At 28.8% G+C, this 21955-nt stretch carries 17 protein-coding genes; 15 read left to right on the forward strand and 2 right to left on the reverse strand.

Annotated features, from left to right (window positions below):
* Positions 1-11: 11 nt before the first annotated feature.
* From DY168_RS04495 to DY168_RS04520, 6 genes are all read left to right on the forward strand, one after another.
* Positions 12-629: a GntR family transcriptional regulator gene (locus DY168_RS04495; protein WP_115642414.1), complete on the forward strand. Its 618-nt coding sequence runs from the start codon at positions 12-14 to the stop codon at positions 627-629.
* Between the two features lie 175 nt (positions 630-804).
* Positions 805-1914: an ABC transporter ATP-binding protein gene (locus DY168_RS04500; protein ID WP_115640676.1), complete on the forward strand. Its 1110-nt coding sequence runs from the start codon at positions 805-807 to the stop codon at positions 1912-1914.
* 14 nt (positions 1915-1928) lie between these two features.
* Positions 1929-3494 carry an ABC transporter permease/substrate-binding protein gene (locus DY168_RS04505; protein ID WP_115640677.1) on the forward strand — a complete coding sequence of 522 codons (1566 nt, stop codon included), beginning with the start codon at positions 1929-1931 and terminating at the stop codon, positions 3492-3494.
* A 254-nt stretch (positions 3495-3748) separates the two neighbouring features.
* Entirely contained in the window at positions 3749-4861 is a 1113-nt protein-coding gene (eutH, locus tag DY168_RS04510) for an ethanolamine utilization protein EutH (protein WP_115640678.1), read from the forward strand.
* A gap of 299 nt (positions 4862-5160) precedes the next feature.
* The gene (locus DY168_RS04515; RefSeq protein WP_115640679.1) at positions 5161-6540 is read left to right on the forward strand and encodes a radical SAM/SPASM domain-containing protein; all 1380 of its coding nucleotides are present in this window, start codon (positions 5161-5163) and stop codon (positions 6538-6540) included.
* A 208-nt stretch (positions 6541-6748) separates the two neighbouring features.
* The gene (locus DY168_RS04520) at positions 6749-7987 is read left to right on the forward strand and encodes an ABC transporter substrate-binding protein (protein WP_115640680.1); all 1239 of its coding nucleotides are present in this window, start codon (positions 6749-6751) and stop codon (positions 7985-7987) included.
* Between the two features lie 121 nt (positions 7988-8108).
* Here the strand turns inward: DY168_RS04520 and DY168_RS04525 are convergent, their stop codons facing one another.
* Positions 8109-9233, reverse strand: coding sequence for a glycosyltransferase family 4 protein (locus DY168_RS04525; protein ID WP_115640681.1), 1125 nt, complete (start codon positions 9231-9233; stop codon positions 8109-8111).
* Between the two features lie 210 nt (positions 9234-9443).
* Here DY168_RS04525 and DY168_RS04530 point away from each other — a divergent pair, with 210 nt between their 5' ends.
* The 3 genes from DY168_RS04530 to DY168_RS04540 are packed head-to-tail and all read left to right on the forward strand — an operon-like array spanning position 9444 to position 12327.
* Positions 9444-10466: a CotS family spore coat protein gene (locus DY168_RS04530; RefSeq protein WP_341458780.1), complete on the forward strand. Its 1023-nt coding sequence runs from the start codon at positions 9444-9446 to the stop codon at positions 10464-10466.
* Between the two features lie 3 nt (positions 10467-10469).
* On the forward strand, positions 10470-11225 hold the full coding sequence (locus DY168_RS04535) for a hypothetical protein (protein WP_115640683.1): 756 nt from the start codon (positions 10470-10472) through the stop codon (positions 11223-11225).
* Between the two features lie 46 nt (positions 11226-11271).
* Positions 11272-12327, forward strand: coding sequence for a CotS family spore coat protein (locus DY168_RS04540; RefSeq protein WP_115640684.1), 1056 nt, complete (start codon positions 11272-11274; stop codon positions 12325-12327).
* Positions 12328-12353: 26 nt separating this feature from the next.
* Here the strand turns inward: DY168_RS04540 and DY168_RS04545 are convergent, their stop codons facing one another.
* The gene (locus DY168_RS04545; RefSeq protein WP_115640685.1) at positions 12354-13475 is read right to left on the reverse strand and encodes a glycosyltransferase family 4 protein; all 1122 of its coding nucleotides are present in this window, start codon (positions 13473-13475) and stop codon (positions 12354-12356) included.
* Between the two features lie 109 nt (positions 13476-13584).
* Between DY168_RS04545 and DY168_RS04550 the strand changes: the two genes are divergently transcribed.
* From DY168_RS04550 to cphA, 6 genes are all read left to right on the forward strand, one after another.
* Positions 13585-14586, forward strand: coding sequence for a CotS family spore coat protein (locus tag DY168_RS04550; RefSeq protein ID WP_115640686.1), 1002 nt, complete (start codon positions 13585-13587; stop codon positions 14584-14586).
* Positions 14587-14848: 262 nt separating this feature from the next.
* On the forward strand, positions 14849-15709 hold the full coding sequence (yabG, locus tag DY168_RS04555; RefSeq protein ID WP_115640687.1) for a sporulation peptidase YabG: 861 nt from the start codon (positions 14849-14851) through the stop codon (positions 15707-15709).
* A 341-nt stretch (positions 15710-16050) separates the two neighbouring features.
* Positions 16051-16287, forward strand: coding sequence for a Veg family protein (locus DY168_RS04560; protein ID WP_029452691.1), 237 nt, complete (start codon positions 16051-16053; stop codon positions 16285-16287).
* 275 nt (positions 16288-16562) lie between these two features.
* Entirely contained in the window at positions 16563-18131 is a 1569-nt protein-coding gene (locus tag DY168_RS04565; RefSeq protein WP_115640688.1) for a DUF3794 and LysM peptidoglycan-binding domain-containing protein, read from the forward strand.
* A gap of 237 nt (positions 18132-18368) precedes the next feature.
* Complete coding sequence (locus DY168_RS04570; RefSeq protein WP_115640689.1) at positions 18369-19199, forward strand: cyanophycinase; 831 nt, start codon at positions 18369-18371, stop codon at positions 19197-19199.
* The gene (gene cphA / locus DY168_RS04575) at positions 19186-21813 is read left to right on the forward strand and encodes a cyanophycin synthetase (protein ID WP_115640690.1); all 2628 of its coding nucleotides are present in this window, start codon (positions 19186-19188) and stop codon (positions 21811-21813) included. The genes DY168_RS04570 and cphA overlap by 14 nt, the downstream gene beginning before the upstream one ends.
* Positions 21814-21955 lie beyond the last annotated feature (142 nt).

Consider the following 21955-nt stretch of genomic DNA (forward strand, 5'->3'; position numbering starts at 1 on the left):
TGGATATGAATATGAGAAAGGATTCAAATCCTGTATACAAAAATATAGCTTTAGACATTGCTAACAAAATAATAAACGGTGAGCTTAAAGTAGGAGAAAAGATAAGTGGAAGATCAACTCTTGCAGGTGTATATAATGTGTCTCCGGAAACTATAAGAAGGGCTATAGCTCTTTTAGAGGGCATGGATGTTGTAACTAGTTTAAAAGGAAGTGGGGTTAAAATTGTATCAATATCTTCTGCAGAAAAGTTTATATCTAGAAATAATAATAATGAAAATATAAAGGCAGCTAAAGAACATGTCCTTGATATAATGAAACAAAAGAAAAGGTTAGATGAACAATTAGAATTAAATCTAAATAAGATATCGGACTTTATAGAAAGGTTTAACAACATATCCCCATTTTTGCTTATTGAAGTTAATATAAAGGATAATTGCAAGGTCATAGGTAAGAAGGTAAATGAAATACAACTATGGCAGCATACAGGAGCTACTATTATAGCATATAGAAGAGAATTTAATACTATTGTATCGCCAGGCCCTGATTATATTTTTACTGAAGGGGATACAATAATAGTTATAGGAAATGGCGAGGTATATGATAAGGTATGTGAATTAATTTATAGTTAGATATAAAAGACTACAATGATTTGTATAAGGCAATCTTATGAAAATAAAAATGAAGTTCACGATTAGTTCACTAAAGGTTCATATAAACTTTACAAAGTAAAACCTTTACAGATTTCAAAAAGTAACAACTTTATGTTAATATAAAGTTGTTACTTTTTAATTTAGGAGTGGTTATATGATAGAATTCAAAAATGTAAGAAAAGATTTTAGTGGAAAAGACATATTAAAAAATATAAATTTTAATATACAGAAGGGTGAACTTGTGGTGCTTATAGGTCCAAGTGGCTGTGGTAAGACTACTTCGCTTAAGATGATAAATAAACTTATTAAACCTACAGAGGGAATCATAACTATAAATGGTGAGGATATATCCAAAAAGGATACTATAGAACTTAGGCGTAATATAGGATATGTAATACAACAAACAGGGCTTTTTCCTCACATGACAGTAGGGGAAAACATAGGATTAGTACCCAGACTAAAGGGCTGGGAAAAGAATAAAATAAAAAATAGAACTATAGAATTATTAGAAATGGTAGGCATGAAGTATGATGAGTATATAGACAGATATCCAGGAGAGCTTAGTGGAGGACAACAACAAAGGATAGGTGTAGCTAGAGCTTTTGCTACCAATCCAGAAATAATATTAATGGATGAACCTTTTAGTGCACTAGATCCTATAAGTAAAAATCAGCTTCAAGACGAGCTGTTTTCATTACAAGAAGAGTTAAAAAAGACTATAGTTTTTGTTACTCATGATATGGATGAAGCTATTAAGCTTGGAGATAAAATTTGTATTATGAAGGATGGCAATATACTACAGTACGACAAGCCAGAGATATTACTAAAAGATCCAAAAGAAGGATTTGTACAGGAATTTATAGGCAAGGATAGAATTTGGAACAAACCAGAGCTTATAAAAGCTAAGGATATAATGATTGAGGATCCTGTAAGAACAATCGAAGGAAGAACAGTATTCCAAGCAGTTGGCATAATGAGAGAGAAAAAGGTCGATAGTTTACTTATAGTAGATAAACAAAATAACCTTCAAGGAATAGTAACCTTAAAAGTTATAAGAAGAAAAGAAAATGAAGGGTTAAAGCTTAAAGATATAATGGAAAGAGATATTATTTATGCAAATAAGGATGAATCTATTGTTGATGTACTTACAAAGATGAACGAAGCATCTATAGGCTATATACCAGTTTTAGATAATGGTAAACTATGCGGATTGATCACAAGAAGTAGCCTTATAACAGTTTTAAGTAGCCAATATATAGATTAGGAGATGATAATAGTATGACTTCAATAAAAGAATTTTTTGGTTTTGTTTTATCTAGAAAGGGTGAAATAATATCTTTAATATTAGAACATATTCAACTTACCATTATGGCTGTACTTTTGGCCATTGTTGTAGGAGTTCCACTTGGAATATTAATTACAAGAAAAAGAAAGCTAGCAACACCTTTAATTGGTATAGCTAATGTAATACAATCAATACCTAGCCTTGCTTTGTTAGGATTTTTAATTCCAGTTATGGGTATAGGAAGTAAGCCAGCAGTTTTCATGGTGTTTTTATATTCTTTACTACCTATTCTTAAAAATACATATACTGCAATAATGAATATTAATCCAGATATGTTAGAAGCAGCTAAGGCCATGGGGATGAGAAGAAAAGACATGTTATTTATGGTGGAACTTCCACTTTCTTTACCAATTATTATGACTGGAATTAGAATTTCAGCTGTAACTGCAGTAGGTCTTATGACTATTGCTGCCTTTGTAGGTGCTGGAGGACTTGGGTATATGGTGTTTTCAGGGGTGCAAACTGTAAATAACAATATGATACTTGCAGGTGCTATTCCAGCTTGTATACTAGCACTTCTTATGGATCTTGTTATAGGAAAGGTAGAAAAACTAGTAACCCCTGCAGGGGTAAGCTCTACTAACGTAGGTAATAGCAACAAAAAGGATAAAAGAATTTTAGGAATAATTGCAGGGGTTCTCGTTGTAATTATAGCATTTGGATTTTCTAAATCCTACTTTGGATCTAAAAATAAAATAGTTGTAGCGTCAAAAAATTATAATGAACAGCTTATACTAGGAAATATGATATCCACATTGATAGAAAAAAATACAGATTTAGAAGTAGAAAGAAAATTAAATTTAGGTGGTAGTTCCATAATTATTAATGCTTTAAAAGCTAAAGAGGTAGATCTATATGTTGAATATACTGGAACGGCTTTAATTAGTATAATGAAGCATGAAAATATAAAAGATAAGAATAAGGCCTATAATGTAGTTTCGGATTATTTTAAAGAAAACCTTGGAATTATGTGGCTTAAGCCCTTAGGATTTAACAATACTTATACACTAGCGGTAACACAAGATACTGCAAATAAGTATAATCTTAATACTTATTCTGATTTATCAAAGGTTAGTGAAAAACTTACATTAGGATCTACTATAGAATTTGCAAATAGACAGGATGGATATTTAGGGGTAAAGGATGCTTACGGAATGAACTTTAAAGATGTAAAGGCTATAGACGGAGGACTTAGATATACTTCTCTTGTGAATAATAGTGCACAAGTAGTAGATGCATTTTCAACAGATGGTTTGCTTGAAAGCTTAAATTTAAAGGTGTTAGAGGATGACAAAGGATTTTTCCCACCTTATTACTCTGTACCTATAATTAGGGAAGAAGTATTAGAAAAGCATCCTGAACTTGAAGCTGTTATAAATAAGTTAGCAGGACAAATTAGTGACAAGGATATGGGTAAATTAAACTATAAAGTAGATAAGGATGGAGAAGATCCAAGAAAAGTAGCAGAGGACTTTTTAAGAGAAAGAGGACTAATTTAAGTTTAAAATAAAGTTAATCTAAATATATATTCTAATTAATATATAAAATTAGAATTGATATCTATATTTAAGATATAGATTATATATTACAAAAAACAGTGCAAAATACATGAGGATTATGTATTTTGCACTGTTTTTGTATTGAAAGTTTAATTGATTAATATCATAATTATTTTTGTTCATTTGTACAGAACTTTAGTGTATCATAGGTATATGATTTATCACGATACTAAGCGCTTTAAGGAGGAAATAAAATGGATAAGATAATTTTAGGAATTATATGCTTTTTCTTTGTATTTGGAGGTATAGATTTTGCTATAGGAAATAGATTACAGGTAGGAGAAAAGTTTGAAGAGGGTTTAAAGACTATGGGACCACTTGCCATTGGTATGGTAGGCATTTATTCACTTTCTCCTCTTTTTGCTACGGTAATTACTACAATTATAAATCCTGTGGCGAAATTGCTTTCATTAGATCCATCATTATTTCCTGCTATGATATTAGCTAGTGATATGGGATCTTATGCATTAGCTAAAAAAATAGCCTTTAGTAAAGAGATGGGGATATTTTCAGGAGTAATACTTTCATCTATGCTAGGCACAACAATAAGCTTCACCATACCTATGGCAATAGGTATGGTAGATAAAAAAGATCATGAGTATTTATCAAAGGGCATAATGGCCGGGATAATAACGATACCCCTTGGATGTCTTGTAGGCGGAATAATTCAAGGAATACATGGTGCAACTTTAGCTTGGAACTTAATGCCTATAATTATTTTTGCTATACTTCTATCTGTTGGACTTATACGTTATCCGAAGAAGGTTATGAAATTGTTTTCGATTTTAGGGAAGGTAATAATAGGTATAGGGGTAACAGGACTTATTATACAAGGCATAGATATTATATTAGGAATTAAATTAGTAAACGGACTTATACCACCAGAAGATTCGATTGCAGTAGCTGGAAAAATTGCATTTGTACTAGGTGGTGCTTATCCAATGATCTCTGTAATCAGTAGAATATTCAAAGAATCCTTTAAGCGACTTGGAAGAAGATTTGGATTGGATGCAGTATCTGTGGCTGCATTTCTAGGATGTTTTGCAAGCAACCTTTTAGTGTTTGCAAGCTTTAAGGAAATGAACATTAAAGGAAAGGTACTTTGTACAGCATTTAGTGTAAGTGGGGCCTTTGTTTTTGGTGGTCAGATGGGATTTATATCTGCTAAAGAGCCTGAAGCTTTAGGGGTTTTTATAATATCAAAATTAGTAGCTGGATTCAGTGCTATGATTTTAGCTAGTATATTATTTGAATGTGATTTTATAGAAGAAGGTTTTCAAAAGGGTTTTGTAGAGGGGGAAATATAAGGATAAAGATTAGGTATACCAATTTTCGGATAAGCATAAGAAATATAGTTAAATTTAACACATAATTTTCAAAGGTCTTATATGTTAACAAGATATTAATAAATTATATATTATTAATATTAGACCATAAGACGTTAAGGGAATTTGTTATGTTAAATTAGCTATATTTTTTTTGTTGTACTTTTTGAATAAACTATTAATATAAGAACATTTATTGAAAAATCATGGTATAAAGAATACAATTGGAATATACTCTAGAGTATGAATATTTTGATAACTAGAAGATAGGGGGAAATATTATGAGTATTAAAGAAACTGTAAAAAAAGGAGCAAAAGATGTTACAATATCTGCAATGGTGAATTTATTAGATAAAGATCCAGAAAAAAATGTAGATAAATTATATTCTTTAGCTAATAAAATGGCTAAAGGAAAAGACGAAAAGGAACAAATACAAGGTGTATACAGTTATTATAATAACAATCCAGCTACTCATGAATATATTCAAAATATACTAAAGACTACTGATAAGAAATGTATGAAAAAGTTCTTTGTAAACTTTTTAGGAAATGCCAATTGGTATGGAATGCCTAAAAGAGCAAAGATTCTTGAAGAGGAAGGTACTAAAGTACCATTTACTATATTAATAAGCCCATCCATGAGATGTAATTTAAGATGTGCAGGGTGTTATGCTGCAGATTATGATAAAAAAGATGATCTTACCTATGAAGAGGTGGACAGGATTATAGGTGAGGCTAGAGAACTTGGAATATATTATATAGTGGTGCTTGGAGGAGAACCTTTCTTTCAAGAATATATGTTAGACATATATAAAAAATATGATGATATATTATTTACTCCATTTACTAATGGAACACTATTTGATGAAACATTAGCAGATAAGATTAGAGATTTAGGAAATGTATTCCCTATGTTTTCATTAGAGGGTTTTGAAGAAGAAACAGATAAAAGAAGAGGTAAAGGAACATTTGATAAAGTTATGAAGGGTATGGATTTACTAAGAGAAAGAGGTGTGCTTTTTGGTGTATCTTCAGCTACATCTAGGTTTAATATGGATACAGTTACCTCTGATAAGTTTACTGACATGCTTATAGAAAAAGGATCAAAAATGACTTGGTATTTCATGTATATGCCTATTGGAGATAATCCAGATGTAGGAGCAATGCTTACTCCGGAACAAAGGATAGAACTTGGAAAAAGGACAAGGAATATTAGAAGCACTAAACCTTACTTTACAATAGACTTTTTTAATGATGCTCCATATGTTGGTGGGTGTATCGCAGGAAAGTTCTATTGCCATATAAACTCCAAAGGAGATGTAGAACCCTGTATATTTGCTCACTTTGCCTGTGATAATGTAAAGGATAAGAGCCTTATAGATGTATTTAGAGGACCATTTTTTAAAGAACTTAGATCAAGACAACCATATAACGAAAATTTATTATTGCCTTGTATGATGGTTGATAATACTAAAGTTATAAGAGAAGTAGTTGAAAAGACTGGAGCTTATGCAACACATCCTGGTGCAAATAGAATGATAGATAACGAAAAGTTTATGAAAGAATTAGATGATTACGCTAAAGATTTTAAACCTTATGCAGAAAAGGCATGGAAAGAAGATTTCAGTTCTAAAGGGAATTATGAAATGTCAAAGGGTTAAATAGAGGTTTAATATTATTAACATTAAAATAATATCAATAGAACAATAACATATAGCCTATGTATTTATATATAGGCTATATGTTATTAGAATAAAGACTTATGTGTAAAGATTCTATTTCTAGAGATTATATATAATAAATTGTATTATTAATTATAAGTCTAAGCATACATATGATATACTAAATCTAAAAAAAGGATGATTAAAAGTGAAAAAGAGAATTTTTATGTTTATATGTGTAATATTAAGCATAATATTTATAGTCTTTTATAAAACTTCTAAAAGGAACAATGATACAGATGTTTTGAAGGGGAATTTAACAATTATAGCTGAAGGTGAAAATTATAATTATCTATTAAATTTAAGTGAAAAGTTTAAAAAGAATAATCCTAAGGTAAACATAACTATTAAAGAAATGAAAGAAAATTATTTTGAAAAAGGATTTGAAGATTCTTTAAAAAAGCCAAATAATAATGCCGATATAGTAATAATGCCTTCGAGATATGTGAATTATTTCGGAAGTAAGTATCCCCTTTCTTTTTCAGAGGTTAATGAATTTATTTCAAGTTACAGGGATTCCATAAGAAAAGAGAGGATAGATCAGGTTACTGTTGGAGATAAGATAATGGCTTTTCCATTTTATGATGAGCCAGTAGTTTTATATTATAATAAATCACTTTTAGATAGTAATAACTTAAAAATAGAAGATATAAGGACATGGAATCATATATTATCTTTTAAAAACAATATTAATAATAATATATTAGCATACACAGGGGAAGATTATTTTGAATTTTACAATATACTTATGAATCAGCTTAAAGTAGATAAGTCTAAAAAAGACAACCATGTAAATGAAATAAAGGCAATGGAAGTCTTAAAAGAAATATTTAAAGATAACAGGGCTAGTATATTAAATGAAGATGAGGCAACTAAGCTATTAATAAATGGAGATATACCTTTTATAATAGGAAATAATAAAACTTTAAAGGATATATACAAAAATGTACCATCTAATAAAAAGGTAGAGCTTGGAGTGTCTAATATACCTAGCTTCGAGCCTGGTGGAAATAGAGATGTGTTGTCATCAGGCTATAACTTTGCAATAATGAAAGAATGTAAAAATAAGAAACTTACTGAAGCATTTATTGAATTTGCGTTGTTAGAGAAGTACTCTACTTTAGAGGCAACTAATTCTTATAATATATTTTTAAGTTATAACAAGTATCAAGATGAATCAATTTATAATACTAGTTATAGTTTTATAAGTGAAAGAAAGCCTTTAAGGATATTAGATAATATCAATAGAAATGGAACGTATTTAAAAATAAATATAAACGATTTAGAAAATAAAGATAAGATTAATGAGGATATAAGTATTATTATTAATAGTAAAAACAGTGTAGAAAAAGATATAAAGGATCTACTTAAAAAATATAACAAATGATTATTATAAGGATAGTGGGTATTTCAATAGTTTAAAATTATTAAATGTAATAAAAAAATGCAGTGGACAACTTTGGATGATGTGTGATGGGTCATCCTGATTGTCCATTTTTAAATTACTGCTATATACATGAATTTGCAACTTTGGTATAAGCATCTAATGTATCTTTACTTGTCATTTCCCATGAAAAATCTAAAGATCTTGAAATAGCCTTTTTTGAAAGATTAATTTTGAAATCTTCATTAGAAAGAACTTTAAATAAGGCTTCTGATATGTTAATTGACTTTTTAGGATCTATTAAATAACCAGCATCTGATACTACCTCAGGAATAGAGGTTGTATTAGAAGATATTAAAGTACATCCACAGCTCATAGCCTCTAAGGGTGGTAGCCCAAAGCCTTCATAAAGAGAAGGGTAAACAAAGCACTCACAACTATTGTAGAATATAGGTAGCATATCTTCATCTACAAAGCCTAAAAAGTGTATTTTTGATTTTATATTTATATCTTCAGCAAAGTTTAAAAGAAGAGAACCCTCATCTTTTAATGAGCCTAAGATAACTAATTCATACTCATCATTTAAATCCTTATACACATCTTTAAAGGCTTTTATTAGGCCACGAACATTTTTTCTAGGACTAAATCCACCTAAGTATAAAATAAACTTTTTATCTATGCCAAAGGATTTTAAAATTATTTTTTTGCATTTGGCTTTATCTAAAGGTTTATATTTTTTATCTGCAGCTAGAGGAGTTACAAAAATCCTCTTAGGGTCCATAGGAAAGAACTTTAGTATATCTTGCTTTGACCACTCTGACACTGTTATTATACCCTCGCAGCTATCTATTACTTCAGGCATTTCTCTAAGAAATTTAGTTAAATATCCATTACCTACTGTTTCAGGCATTATATAAGGTATTAAATCATGAATGGTAACTAGAGTCTTGCAAGTATAATTTTTATTAAGACCTATACCGTTTTGGGGTAGGTGATATAGATCTATATTTTTCATCTCTAAATCTTTTGGAAAATAATATGAATTAAAAAAGCTGTTATGTTTTTTTGAACATAGTATTAAATCTGTGTTATCTTTTTCATATAGTTCATAGTCTTTTCCATACCAATATATATTATACAAGTTTTCTTTATCTAAATTCAATAAATTACTTAAAATATTTTCTGTGTAGGTACCAATGCCAGTTCCACGGTACCAGTTAACACCTCTGGCATCTATAGCAAATCTCATATAACCACTCCTACATATCTCTTTATATTAATAATATTAAATACAAGTACAATTGGTGAATGTTAATATCTACACTTTTCAAGATGGATATTAAAGTTATCTGTTTTAAAGTCATATATAAGATATAAACTTAATTCAACTTAGTGCAGTTTATCACATTGCAATATAGAAATTCATATACTAAAAAAGAGAAACATTGATTTTGGAGGAGTGGTTTTGGAAGAAGAATATATAAAGCAGAAAATAAAAGAAGAATATGGAATCAACGTTGTTTATATGAAAAAGATAAAAAACATCTACAAATTGAAAGATGAAAGGGGTATGTTTTATGCTTTAAAGATAATAAAATATGAATTTGCTCATTTTCTTTTTATTATGTCTGCAATAAATCATTTATATGAAAATAAGTTTTTGTCAGTAGTGCCTTTTATAGATACAAAAGAAGGAAGTAAGTATATAAATCTTAAAGATAACTATGCATATCTAAATCCGTGGATAATAGGACGTGAAAGCAATTATGACAATCCAATAGAATTATCTTTGGTAACTAAAAAGTTAGCGGAGCTTCATGAAAAAAGCCAAGGATTTACGGTAGACAATAAAATGAAGCCACGTATTTATTGGTTTAAATGGTTTGAAATTTTTCAAAATAGAATAAATGAAATATTAGGTTTTAAAAAGATTATAGAAGGAAAAGAAAAACAAAATTATTTTGATAGTGAATATTTATCTATACTAGAAGAAGAAGTAGAAATAGCAAAACAATGTATATACTATTTAGATAAAAGTAATTACCTAGAAAAGATGACAAAGGAAATAGATAAACATGGGTTTTGTCATCATGATATAGCAAATCATAATATAATAATTAACGGTAAAGATGAATTATCTATCATAGATTTTGATTATTGTATATTAGATACTCATCTTCATGATTTAAGTAGTATCTTAATAAGAACTATGAAAAATGGAAGATGGGATTTATCTAAAGCTTTATTTATATTAGATAGATACAATGAGGTTTATGCTTTAGAACAAACAGATTTACCTATAATGGCAGCTTTTATTGAATTTCCACAGGATTACTGGCAGCTTGGAATACAGTATTATTTAGAAAAACAACCTTGGAAAGATGAAATATTTTTAAGAAAGTTAAATAAGATAGTAGAGGATAGAGAATTAAAAGAAGATTTTATAAAAGAATTTAGAACACAAAGGTATAAAGGAGGGTAGTGTATGAGTTTGTTTTGTTATGATGAATTTTATGATCATATTTATAAAAAAGACATAATTATAATTAACTGCAATTCATTTAATGTTAAAAATAAGATTACAATGAAAGATGCAAAAAGGCAGCTAGATATATTATGTGAACTACATGAAAAGATAAGGGGATACGAAGGAAGCGCGGGATTTACACTTCCAAATAACATAGGTAAATTAGTGGAAAACTGTAAAGTAGAAATTAAAAAGAATAATAGATTTATTCGTTATTTAGAAAGTCAAGGGTCTAATAATGGATTTGAGAGCCTTTTACTTAAGATTGGTGACAAACATATAGGTAGAGCTGAAAAGTCAATAGAATGCGTATACAAATCTAACTATATGGATATTATCTACAGAAGTATGAAAAAGGGAGAAATATGTGTAGTAAATAGCAGTGAAGATAATTTAAGAAGGGGTGAAAAGATTGAAATAGCAAAAGGTAAAAAGTTTTGCTATGAAATATTAGAAGTAGATGCTATAAATTATTTTAATAAACTTAAAAGAAAAAATAGTGATATTGATATTGAAGAGTTAATCGATTATTTTTGCACTATAGAAGGTTTAGATGAAAATAGCAACAATTTTATAAGGGCTATGATATCTTATCCCTTTGAATTTATGAAATGTGTAAATAGATATAAAAGAAGTAAAAAGCCTTGGACTTTAGAAAAATATGAAGAAAAGTTATTAAAGTCTATAGAAAAGGATAGTCAAAGTTATATATAGATATAAAGATATTATTTGTGAATTAATACTAAAAGGAGGTACCTTTTTGGAAAGATTAAGGTATAGACAAAAGCAGGATTTAGTTACCTACTCTTTAAGTACAAAGCTATTTAATCAATATGATTTAAAGATATATGATTTGGTTCCTTTAAGAAGTGTATTTGTTCTTTATACAGATAAAGGTGAAAAGATATTAAAAAAGATAAAGTATGATGAGAATCGTATAACATTTATTGAAGAATCATTAAATTATATTTCTAAAACATTTGATAGGGTGATGCGGTTTTATAAAAATAAAAAAGGTGACATTTATACATTTTGGGAAGGCCAGTGTTACTGTATAATGGACGTGCTAGAAGGTAAGGAATGTCAGTTTTCTAATCCATTAGAACTTAGTATAACATCTAGGTCTTTAGGAGAACTTCATAAAAGCAGTTTAGGATTTACAAACTACTGCAAAGAGAAAGGTAGTAGTGAATTAGTTAATTTAAACTCTAATGTAGGAAAAACTATAGAAGATTTTAAAAAGTCATTAAGTAATACTAAGGAGTTTAAAAGGAGAGTTTCAAATTTAAAATATAAAAATGAGTTTGATAATATATTTATGAGTAATGTAGATAAGCATTTATATCAAATGGAAAAGAGTATAGAAATCTTAGAACATAGTGATTTTAATCTCTTAGTAAAAGAAGAGGATAAAGTTGTAATATGTCATAAGGATTTAGCCTACCATAATATAATGATTAAAGATGATCAGGCTTATTTTATTGATTTTGATTATTCTATGATAGACCTTAGAGTAGTTGATTTATGTAATTTAATAAATAAAGCAATTAAAAGCTTTGTATTTGATTATGCTCGGGCAGAAGATGTACTTTATGATTATAAAAGTGAAAACTTTCTAGAGACAAATGAAATAGGCGTACTTTATGGGTTGCTTTACTTTCCAGAGGATTTTTATTCTATTACAAATAATTATTACAACAAGGTTAAAAGGTGGGAGGAAGGCGTATTTATAGAAAAGATGAAAAAGAAATGTGAGTATTTTCACTATAGAGAAGAGTTCTTGAATTCCTTTAAAAATAAAATATCTTGTGGATAAATAAAAATCAGCTTTAAAGCTGATTTTTATTTGCATATATCCTTATAAGCTAAAATAGTTTCTTTAGCTGTGATGTCCCAATTAAATAGTGAGTTTCTTTTTAGTCCTTTTAATATTAAATCTTGTTTTAAATCCTCATTAGTAAGTAGAGTTTTCATAGCATTGTATAATTCATCTTGGCTTCTTGGGTCTATTAAAAGAGCGCTATCACCTAGAATTTCAGGTATAGAGGTAAGATTGGAGGCTATTACTGGGGAAGCACAAGCCATGGCCTCTAGTGGAGGAAGACCAAAACCCTCATAAAGAGAAGGGTATACAAAAAATTCACAAGCATTATAAAACCAAGGTAAATGTTCTAGTGGTATAAATCCAGGGAAAACAACATTATCTTCAATACCTAATTCTAAAACCTTATTTTTATATAGTTTATAGGATAATCCTTTAGTTCCTCCTATTATTAATTTTAGATTAGGATTATTAGTTTTAATTATTTTATGAAAAGCTTCTAAAAGACCTATTATATTTTTCCTAGGGCTAAATCCACCAATATAAAGAATAAAGTTACCTTGAATATTATAAAGGTATTCAATGTTATTTTTACAAAAATCTTTATCTAAAGGTTTATAAATCTCTTCACTAGCTAGTGGAGTAACATAAATCTTATTTTTTGGAAAGTTAAATGCATTTGAAATATCTTCTTTAGAAAATTCAGATACAGTTATAATTCCATCACAAAGTGATACAATAGATTTCATTTCTTCGTTAAATATTTTTAGGTACCTATCACCTACGGTTTCAGGCATTCTTAAGGGAATAACATCGTGAAGGGTTATCACAAATTTACAGCTTTTTTTCTTTGGCATACCCACTCCGTTTTGTGGAATGTGATATATATCAGCATTAACATCATCTAATATATTTGGAATATTAACTTGGTTCCAAAACCCTTTCTCTCCGGTATCTTTAATTGTATTTATTTTTAAGTTGGTGTTTAAATTTATAGGGATTTTATTGGCTTTAGGCATAAAAAGAGTATAGTCATTAATATCATCTATGTTATTAAGAGATTTTATTAACTGATAAGTATAGGTACCTATACCAGTTCCACGATACCATTTAGCAGCTCTACCATCAATGCAAACTTTCATAGGAAAAATTTCCTTTCAACATGATTTCATACTTCATTATATTAGTAACAATAAAAAGTGTTAATAATTGAGACTACACTTTCATATAAATTATATGGGGGTGATAACTTTGATGAGAGAATTTGAAATAGAAAGGCAATTCGATATAAAAATCGAGAGTATTAAACCAAACAAAGGAGTGTATTATCTAAAAACGGACAAGGGAGAGCGATGTTTAAAAAAGATAAATTATGGCGTGCAAAAGTTATTATTTGTTTACGGAGCTAAAGAACATCTAATTTTAAATGGATTTAACAATGTGGACAGGTACTTTTTGAATATAGAAGAAGAACCTTTTGCAGTAGTTAATGAAGATCTTTATACTTTGTCAGAATGGATAAACGGTAGGGAATGTAACTTTAAAGATAAAAATGATGTTGCTCTAGCGGCAGAAAAGTTAGCTTATATGCATAGAGCAACAAAGGGATACGAACCACCAGAAAATAGTAAATTAAAAAGTGATCTTGAAAGATGGCCACATTTAATGGATAAAAGAATTAAATCTTTAGATAAGATGAGAGCTATGGGACGAAAGAGGGGTACTAAGGGAGCTTTCGATTTAAATTATATAAAATCTCTTCAATTCTATAAAGATTTAGGAAAAAGAGCAACGAAGGTATTAGGGGATTCTAGATATATGGATATTTGCAGAAGTACTGAAGAGGAAAAGAGTTTTTGTCATCATGATTATACTTATCACAACATAATTATAACTGATGACTGTGTAAATGTTATAGATTTTGACTATTGTAAAAGAGAAGTTAGGGCCTATGATATAGCTAATTTCATGACAAAGGTTTTAAAAAGAGTGGATTGGGATATAGAATATGCAAAGATTATTATTGATAATTATAATAAGGTAGATTCATTAAGGGAAGAAGAATATAAGGTTATATTTGCATTTTTATTATTCCCACAAAGATTTTGGAGGCTCTCTAATAGATATTATTACAATGAGGTTAATTGGGCTCAAAATACCTTTGGAAATAAGCTTGATAATTTAATAAGTGAACAGGACATATATATGAATTTTATAGAAGAATTCAAAGAGCTTTATAATCAAGTTGAATAGTAATTATATTAAGAGGTAACAATGGGGTCTTTTAGGGAAGCTTATGTGTTATATAATATCTAAAGAACTCTGTATTTATAATCATGCTATAACATTTAATTAAATGTTATAGATGAAAATAAATACAGAGTTTATTTTTTTTGAATTAATAAAGTGACCAAAAGGTGGTGATTTAAACAAAGATTTTCACTACATATAATAGTGTCATTAAATAATATCCGTCATATTATAAAAGTAAAGTTAAAAATGAGGGAGAGAATATATGGAGATTGGTGATATTGTTGTAAGAAAGTCTTACGGAAAAGATATAACATTTAAAGTTATAGATATTAAAGATGGGTTAGAGGGTTTAATATATATATTAAAAGGAATAAATTTAAGGATAATTGCAGACTCTCCAGTAGAAGATTTAGAAGTGGTTAGATCAGATTATAGTGGTGAAACAGATAGGGTGTTTAACAAAGAAGTTAATAGTAGAATAAAGAACATAATGGCTAGTAGATTTAATTTAAGAAGGGGTTATAGAGTGGCAAAGACTGTTCCTTCTAAGGAGTTAATATTCGGAAGACCAGGTAAAATACTTCATATAGACGGAGATGCTGAGTATCTTGAAAATTGTCTTAAGGTTTATAAGCAACTTTCCTTAGAAGCTGTAGGTGAAATAGTAAAAGAAAGTGATCAACCAAAGAAGATACTAGAAATAGTTAAGGCTGTAAAACCTGATATTATAGTACTTACAGGTCATGATGGTATAATAAAAGATGCAAAGGATTTTCTTGACTTAGAAAACTATAGAAATTCAAAGTATTTTGTAGAAGCTGTATCCGAACTTAGAAATTATAACTCTAGTTATGATGAGTTAGTAATTTTTGCAGGGGCTTGTCAATCCTGTTATGAAAAGATATTAGATGCAGGAGCTAATTTTGCAAGTTCACCTAATAGAGTTTTAATACACTGCTTAGATCCTGTATTTATCTGCGAAAAAATTGCATACACTAATGTAGATAAGGTTGTATCTATTCATGAAGTTTTAGATAATACAATTACAGGAATTAAGGGTATAGGTGGACTACAAACTAGGGGGAAGTATAGGGAGGGGTATCCAAAGTCTAAATATATATAACAAAATAACTCCAAATAAGAATTTAATTTTTTGTGATAATAGATAATATTAATATATTTGATCTTTTAAAGGTTAATATAACTTACCTTTAAAAGGCTTTTATTTCTATGTATTCTTAAGTATAATACCAAATACCTTTATTTAAGAATATGAAACATAATTTTGGGTAATAATATGGATACAAGGGCTAATCTATATAATTTTTAAGAATATATTAAAAAAAATCAAAAAAAATTATAAAAAAATATTGACAAAGAGCTTTTATAAGTGATAAAATAATAAGTTTATTTGACAAGAGGCCTATTGTATTATATAATATACATGGGAAAGAGGGTGTTTATATGGAGAAGTTACAAACCTTAGCTCATATAAGAAAAGATATAGAGAAACACATCGGGCACACAGTTACTCTAAAGGCTAATGGTGGGAGAAGAAAGGTTCTTATAAACAAAGGGGTAATAGAAGAAGCCTACCCAAGTATTTTCGTTATAAGGCTCGAAAGTGACACCCAAAGGACGGTGACTTATAGTTATTCAGATGTCTTGACACAAACTGTACAATTAGATTTTGCAATCTAGATGTTTAAATAAAAAATCCTAGCATATATTAATATGCTAGGATTTTTTATATGCAAAATTAAAAAAAGAAAGATGGTGGGTTCCATCTTTCAAATATTGTATAAAAGGGTATTGAGAATTTATGAGAGGTTATATGGTCAATAACCATAATTATAATACGTCAATATTCGAAAAATGTCAATAATACTTTTTAAAGTTTTAATTATTAATATTTAAGTATATTTATTAGAATTAAGTAATATAAATTATAATAGGAATCTTATGGGAGGGATAATATGCAAGATATAGATGTGGTTAGAGAAAGTATACAATATGAACAGCTACTAGGTGAAAATACTAGTGATACAGTATTTAGAGGGGAATATTTAATTCCAGATACTCACCCAGACGTTTTAGAAATATTGACTGTGGATGTAAAACCGGTAATTGTATCTAAGAATGTAATGCCAGATAAAATTTATGTAGAAGGTACATTAGAATATACTATACTTTATTTGGCAAGGGAAGATGAGGATAGAAGAGGAACACAAAGCATAAATTATAGTGATAAGTTTTCAAATTACGTAAATGTAAATGGGGCAGATCAAAGTATGAATTGCCTTTTGGAATGCGATATAGAACATATGGAAGCATCTATAGTAAATGAAAGAAAAATAGGACTTGAAGGAATAGTAAAGATAAAAGCTGAAGTTTTAAAAGAATATAAATACGATATAATTAAAGATATTGAATCTACAGAAAGCCTTGAGATGCTAAAAGAACCTTATGTGTTAGATCAGATAATAGATAATGTAGAAAAAGATTTTACAGCTAAATCTGTTATAAATATTGGGATGGATAAGCCACAAATAGGTAGTATATTAAAAAAAGATGTGAATATTTATAAAAAGGATATTAAAATAGTAGATAATGAGGTACAAGTAAACGGATTTGTTGTAATGAAATGTATTTATAGGGGCTTAGATAGTAGGGAAGTTGTATATTTAGAGGATGAAATCTTTATAAAGGAAAGCTTCGATATAGAGCAGATAAGAGATGATATGAGATGTATTGGAGATATAACTTTGTCTGATATTTATGTGGATATTAATCATGATGATGTAGGTGAAAAAAGAATAATAAACGTAGAGTACTCTTTAACATCTAATTTTAGGATTATGTCAAAAGAAAATATTCACATGATAGAAGATGCATATAGTCCAAGTGCATTATTAGAAATTGAAAAAGAAAAATATAATATAAATATACTTCAAGGTATGAATAATAGTGAAGTTATAGTAAAAGAGAATATACAAATAGGTAAAGGAAGACCAAAACCTATTGAAATATTAATGACTACTGGTAATGTAGCCATAACAGAAAAAAAGGTACTAGAAGATAAAATCTCCATAGAAGGAGTAATAAAGGTAGAAGTTTTATATAGATCTAAAGAAGATAGAAAAGATATATGTGTAGCAAAGGAAGAGTTATCATTTTCAACAGGTATAGATATTCCAGGTGCTAAAATAGATATGACCTGTATTTCTAAAGCAAATATGGAGGTGTTAGAGTCTTCAATTGAAGCTGATACTATAGCAATAAAATGTGTAGTATTAGTATTTGGAAGCGCTAGCTATTTAAAAGAAAAAGAATTTTTAATATCTATAAGTAAATTAGATGATGATGTTCCCGAGAAAAAGGCAAGTATAACAATATATGTAGTTCAACAAGGGGATACACTTTGGAAGATAGCTAAAAGATACTTTACAACTACAGATGAAATTATTAAAGTTAATAATATAGAAGATCCTGATTCAATAAATATTGGAGATAAAATAATAATACCAGGGAGAGCTATTTTATAATTAAGGATTAGTATAAATAGAGTAGTTTTATAGAATGGTAATTTAAATTAAGGACTTTTAAAGAGTTTATATTCTTTAAAGGTCCTATTTTATTGTTCAAATATTAAATAATATTTAAAGAAGATGTATCACATAAAGGATCATAAAATAACTGTAATAATAAAATGTCAGTAGAAAATATGCATAATAATTAATAAATTGGAAATAATAAAAAATACTGAAATAGAGGTGATTTTTATGGAAGACATAGATAAAGAAAATCTTATCATTATAGGAGGGGCTGAAGATAAAAAAGGAAATAAAGAGATATTAAGATATGTAAGTTCTATTATAGATAAAAATAAAGATAAATTGCTAATAGCTACTGTAGCTACAGAAAGTCCTAAAGAAGTAGGAGAAAGCTATAATGAATTATTTATACAGTTAGGGGTTAAAAATGTTGAAGTATTATATGCAAATAGTAGGAAAGAAGCTACATACAAAAACAATATACAAAAGATGAAAGAAGCTTCTTTGGTATTTTTTACGGGTGGGGATCAATTAAGGATTACTAGTGTGCTTGGAGGAACGCCATTATATGAGGCCATGAAGGCTGCATATGAGGGAGGGTGTGTATTTGTAGGGACATCTGCTGGAGCATCTGTAATGAGTCGCACAATGATAATAGAAGGCAATGATGATGAATCCCCAAGAAAGTGTACATTGAAAATGGCTCCAGGGTTAGGATTTATAAAAGATGTTATTATAGATCAACACTTTGCACAAAGGGGAAGAATAGGGAGACTTCTAGTTTCAATAGCTGAAAATCCCGAAGTTTTAGGTATAGGTATAGATGAAGATACTGCCATAGTTGTGAATAGAAATGGAACATTTAAGGTTATTGGATCTGGAGCAGTATATGTTATAGATGGGAGAAGCATAACTAAAAGTAACGTATCAGAGCAATTCCCAGAAGAACTATTAAGTATCTTTGATGTAAATATGCATGTTTTAAAAAAAGGAAATGGATTTAATCTAAATAGTAAAGTTCCTTTTGAGGAGGATAGATTAAGAAATGAAGATAATTAGCTATAGAATATTTGAAGGAAGAAATATATATTCTCATAAAAAGTGTATAAGAGTAGATCTTAACCTAGAGGGATATAAGGATATTCCAAGTAAGGATATTTTAGAATTTAATGAAAGATTATTATATCTAGTACCGGAACTAAGAAAGCATAGATGTGGAATAGACGAAGAGGGAGGATTTGTTAAAAGACTAGAAGAAGGTACCTATTTGGCTCATATATGTGAGCATATTATAATTGCAATTCATAACACATTAGATATGGATATATGTTATGGAAAAGCTCGAGAAATAAGCGGTGATAAGTATTATATTATATTTCAATATATATATCCAAAAACAGCAATTAGTATAGTCAAATTAGCATTAGATATTATTAATTCACTGATCAAAAATAAAAATATCAACATGAGATATAGATTTAAAAATATAAAGGGCATTTTAGATTTAGAATCAATAGGTCCTAGTACTAAAGCTTTATATGATGCTGCAAAAGAAAAAGAAATACCAATATTAGAATTAGAAGACTCAGGATTATATCAAATGGGATATGGAAGATATGGAAAGCTAATAAATGCCACAATTGTGGATTCTACAAAATCTATTGGCGTTGATATAGCTTGTGACAAATGGATTACAAAAAGCCTACTTCAAAATCAATATATACCAGTGGCGAAGGGTGGCGTAGTTAATAATGCACTAGGACTTTTATTTCAAGGGAAGTCTATAGGCTATCCAGTGGTATTAAAGCCAAGATTTGGGAATCAAGGTAAAGGCGTAGTTTTAGATATAAAGGATGAAAAAGAATTGTTAGAAGCATATAATAGTCTAAAAACAAAATTCGAAGATATCATAATAGAAAAGTATGCTAAAGGAAAAGACTATAGAGTATGTATGGTTGATAATAAAGTTGTTGCAGTATCTTTAAGAAAACCACCCTATATAATTGGAGATGGAAAGAAGTCTATTAAAGAATTAATAGATAATCTTAATAGAGACAATAGACGAGGGGATGATCATGAAAAACCTTTAACTAAAGTGAAAATAGATGAAAATTTAACAAGAACTATAAGTGTAAATGGATATAAACTAAAATCTGTCCTAGGATTAAATGAAAGATTAGAGCTACTTAAAAATGCTAATCTATCCACAGGAGGATATGCTATAGATTGTACGGATATAATATGCGAAGAAAACATAAGCTTATGCACTAGGATATCTAAGACTATAGGTCTTGACGTTTGTGGAATAGATATATGCTGTAATGATATATCTATTCCACTACAAAAAGAAGGTATAGTTATGGAAGTTAATGCAGCACCAGGTATAAGGATGCACCTTTATCCTGATGTTGGAGAAAAAAGGGATGTGGCATCTCATATTGTAGATATGTTATTTAAAAATTCACCTACAAGTATACCGGTGATATCTATAACGGGAACTAACGGAAAGACTACAACTACAAGGTTAGTAAGTCACACATTATCTTTAATAGGATATAAGGTTGGTATGACTACTACAGGTGGGATATATATAGATAATAATTGCATAGAAACTGGAGACACTACAGGGTTTGAAAGTGCAAGGACAGTTATAATGAATAAAGAAATTGATGTGGCTGTATTGGAAACTGCAAGAGGGGGTATAATACGTAAAGGCCTTGCTTATGATCTTGCGGATGTAGGGGTTATAACTAATATAAGAGAAGACCACCTAGGATTAGATGGAGTAAATAATATTCAGGATTTAATTCAAGTGAAATCTTTGGTGGTTGAAGCTGTAAAAGATAATGGATATTCAATTTTAAACGCAGATGATGATCAAAGTTTAAATGTTATAGATAAAGCTAGAGGTAATCTCATATTATTTTCTAAAGACAAAGAAAATATATACCTTAAGGAAAATATTAAAAAAGGTGGATATGGGGTGTATATATATAACAATGCTATTTATGTAGAAAAGGGAAAAAAGATATTTCACATTGCTGAAGTAAAAGATATTCCAATAACACTACAAGGTAATTTAGAATATAATATTGAAAATGCTTTAGCAGCTGTAGCAACTTTAGTAGGACTTAAAATAGATTATTGCATGATAAGTAAGGGTATTAAATCATTTAAAAGTGATGAGAATAATAATCCGGGAAGGTTTAATATGTATGAAGTAAATGGAGTAACTGTAGTACTAGATTATGGTCATAATTTAGACGGATATAAGGCAGTGGTAGCTGGTTTAAAAAAGATGAAATACAGTAGATTAATAGGGGTTATTGGACTGCCAGGGGATAGGGCTGATGAATGTATACTTGAACTTGGAAAGTTTTCAGCAGAAAACTTCCATCATATATATATAAAGGAAGATAAAGATAAACGAGGAAGAAAAAAAGGAGAGGTTGCAAAGATACTTTATAAGGGAGCTGTTTCTTCTAGCAAAAGCAATAAAGATATAGAAATAATATTAGAAGAAGAAAAGGCACTTCAAAAGGCTATGGATAATGCAAATAGTGGAGATTTAATTATGGCTTTCTTTGAAGATTATATATGTCTTAGAGATTTAATTAAAAAGAATCAAATTTTAACAGAAGAAAAACCAGATAAAAATGAAAAAATAATATAAAAAATTATTTTAAGTATATATTATATTAATATAAGCCACTTTATTAACTTATAAAGAGGCTTATATTAATATTTATTTTTAAATTCTTCATCCAGGGCAATTGCATTTAAAAACTTGAGTTAAATCCCTTTACATAGTAGAA

The organism is Clostridium putrefaciens (assembly GCF_900461105.1).
In the GTDB taxonomy this organism is placed as follows: domain Bacteria; phylum Bacillota; class Clostridia; order Clostridiales; family Clostridiaceae; genus Clostridium_L; species Clostridium_L putrefaciens.

Bases quoted from the DNA above. Each gene is read 5' to 3' on its own strand.
- DY168_RS04525 (WP_115640681.1), bottom strand. From the start codon at position 9,233: ATGAGATTTGCTATAGATGCCAGAGGTGTTAACTGGTACCGTGGAACT.
- DY168_RS04560 (WP_029452691.1), top strand. From the start codon at position 16,051: ATGGAGAAGTTACAAACCTTAGCTCATATAAGAAAAGATATAGAGAAA.
- yabG (WP_115640687.1), top strand. From the start codon at position 14,849: ATGGAGATTGGTGATATTGTTGTAAGAAAGTCTTACGGAAAAGATATA.
- eutH (WP_115640678.1), top strand. From the start codon at position 3,749: ATGGATAAGATAATTTTAGGAATTATATGCTTTTTCTTTGTATTTGGA.
- DY168_RS04515 (WP_115640679.1), top strand. From the start codon at position 5,161: ATGAGTATTAAAGAAACTGTAAAAAAAGGAGCAAAAGATGTTACAATA.
- DY168_RS04545 (WP_115640685.1), bottom strand. From the start codon at position 13,475: ATGAAAGTTTGCATTGATGGTAGAGCTGCTAAATGGTATCGTGGAACT.
- DY168_RS04495 (WP_115642414.1), top strand. From the start codon at position 12: ATGAGAAAGGATTCAAATCCTGTATACAAAAATATAGCTTTAGACATT.
- cphA (WP_115640690.1), top strand. From the start codon at position 19,186: ATGAAGATAATTAGCTATAGAATATTTGAAGGAAGAAATATATATTCT.
- DY168_RS04505 (WP_115640677.1), top strand. From the start codon at position 1,929: ATGACTTCAATAAAAGAATTTTTTGGTTTTGTTTTATCTAGAAAGGGT.
- DY168_RS04535 (WP_115640683.1), top strand. From the start codon at position 10,470: ATGAGTTTGTTTTGTTATGATGAATTTTATGATCATATTTATAAAAAA.
- DY168_RS04565 (WP_115640688.1), top strand. From the start codon at position 16,563: ATGCAAGATATAGATGTGGTTAGAGAAAGTATACAATATGAACAGCTA.
- DY168_RS04570 (WP_115640689.1), top strand. From the start codon at position 18,369: ATGGAAGACATAGATAAAGAAAATCTTATCATTATAGGAGGGGCTGAA.
- DY168_RS04500 (WP_115640676.1), top strand. From the start codon at position 805: ATGATAGAATTCAAAAATGTAAGAAAAGATTTTAGTGGAAAAGACATA.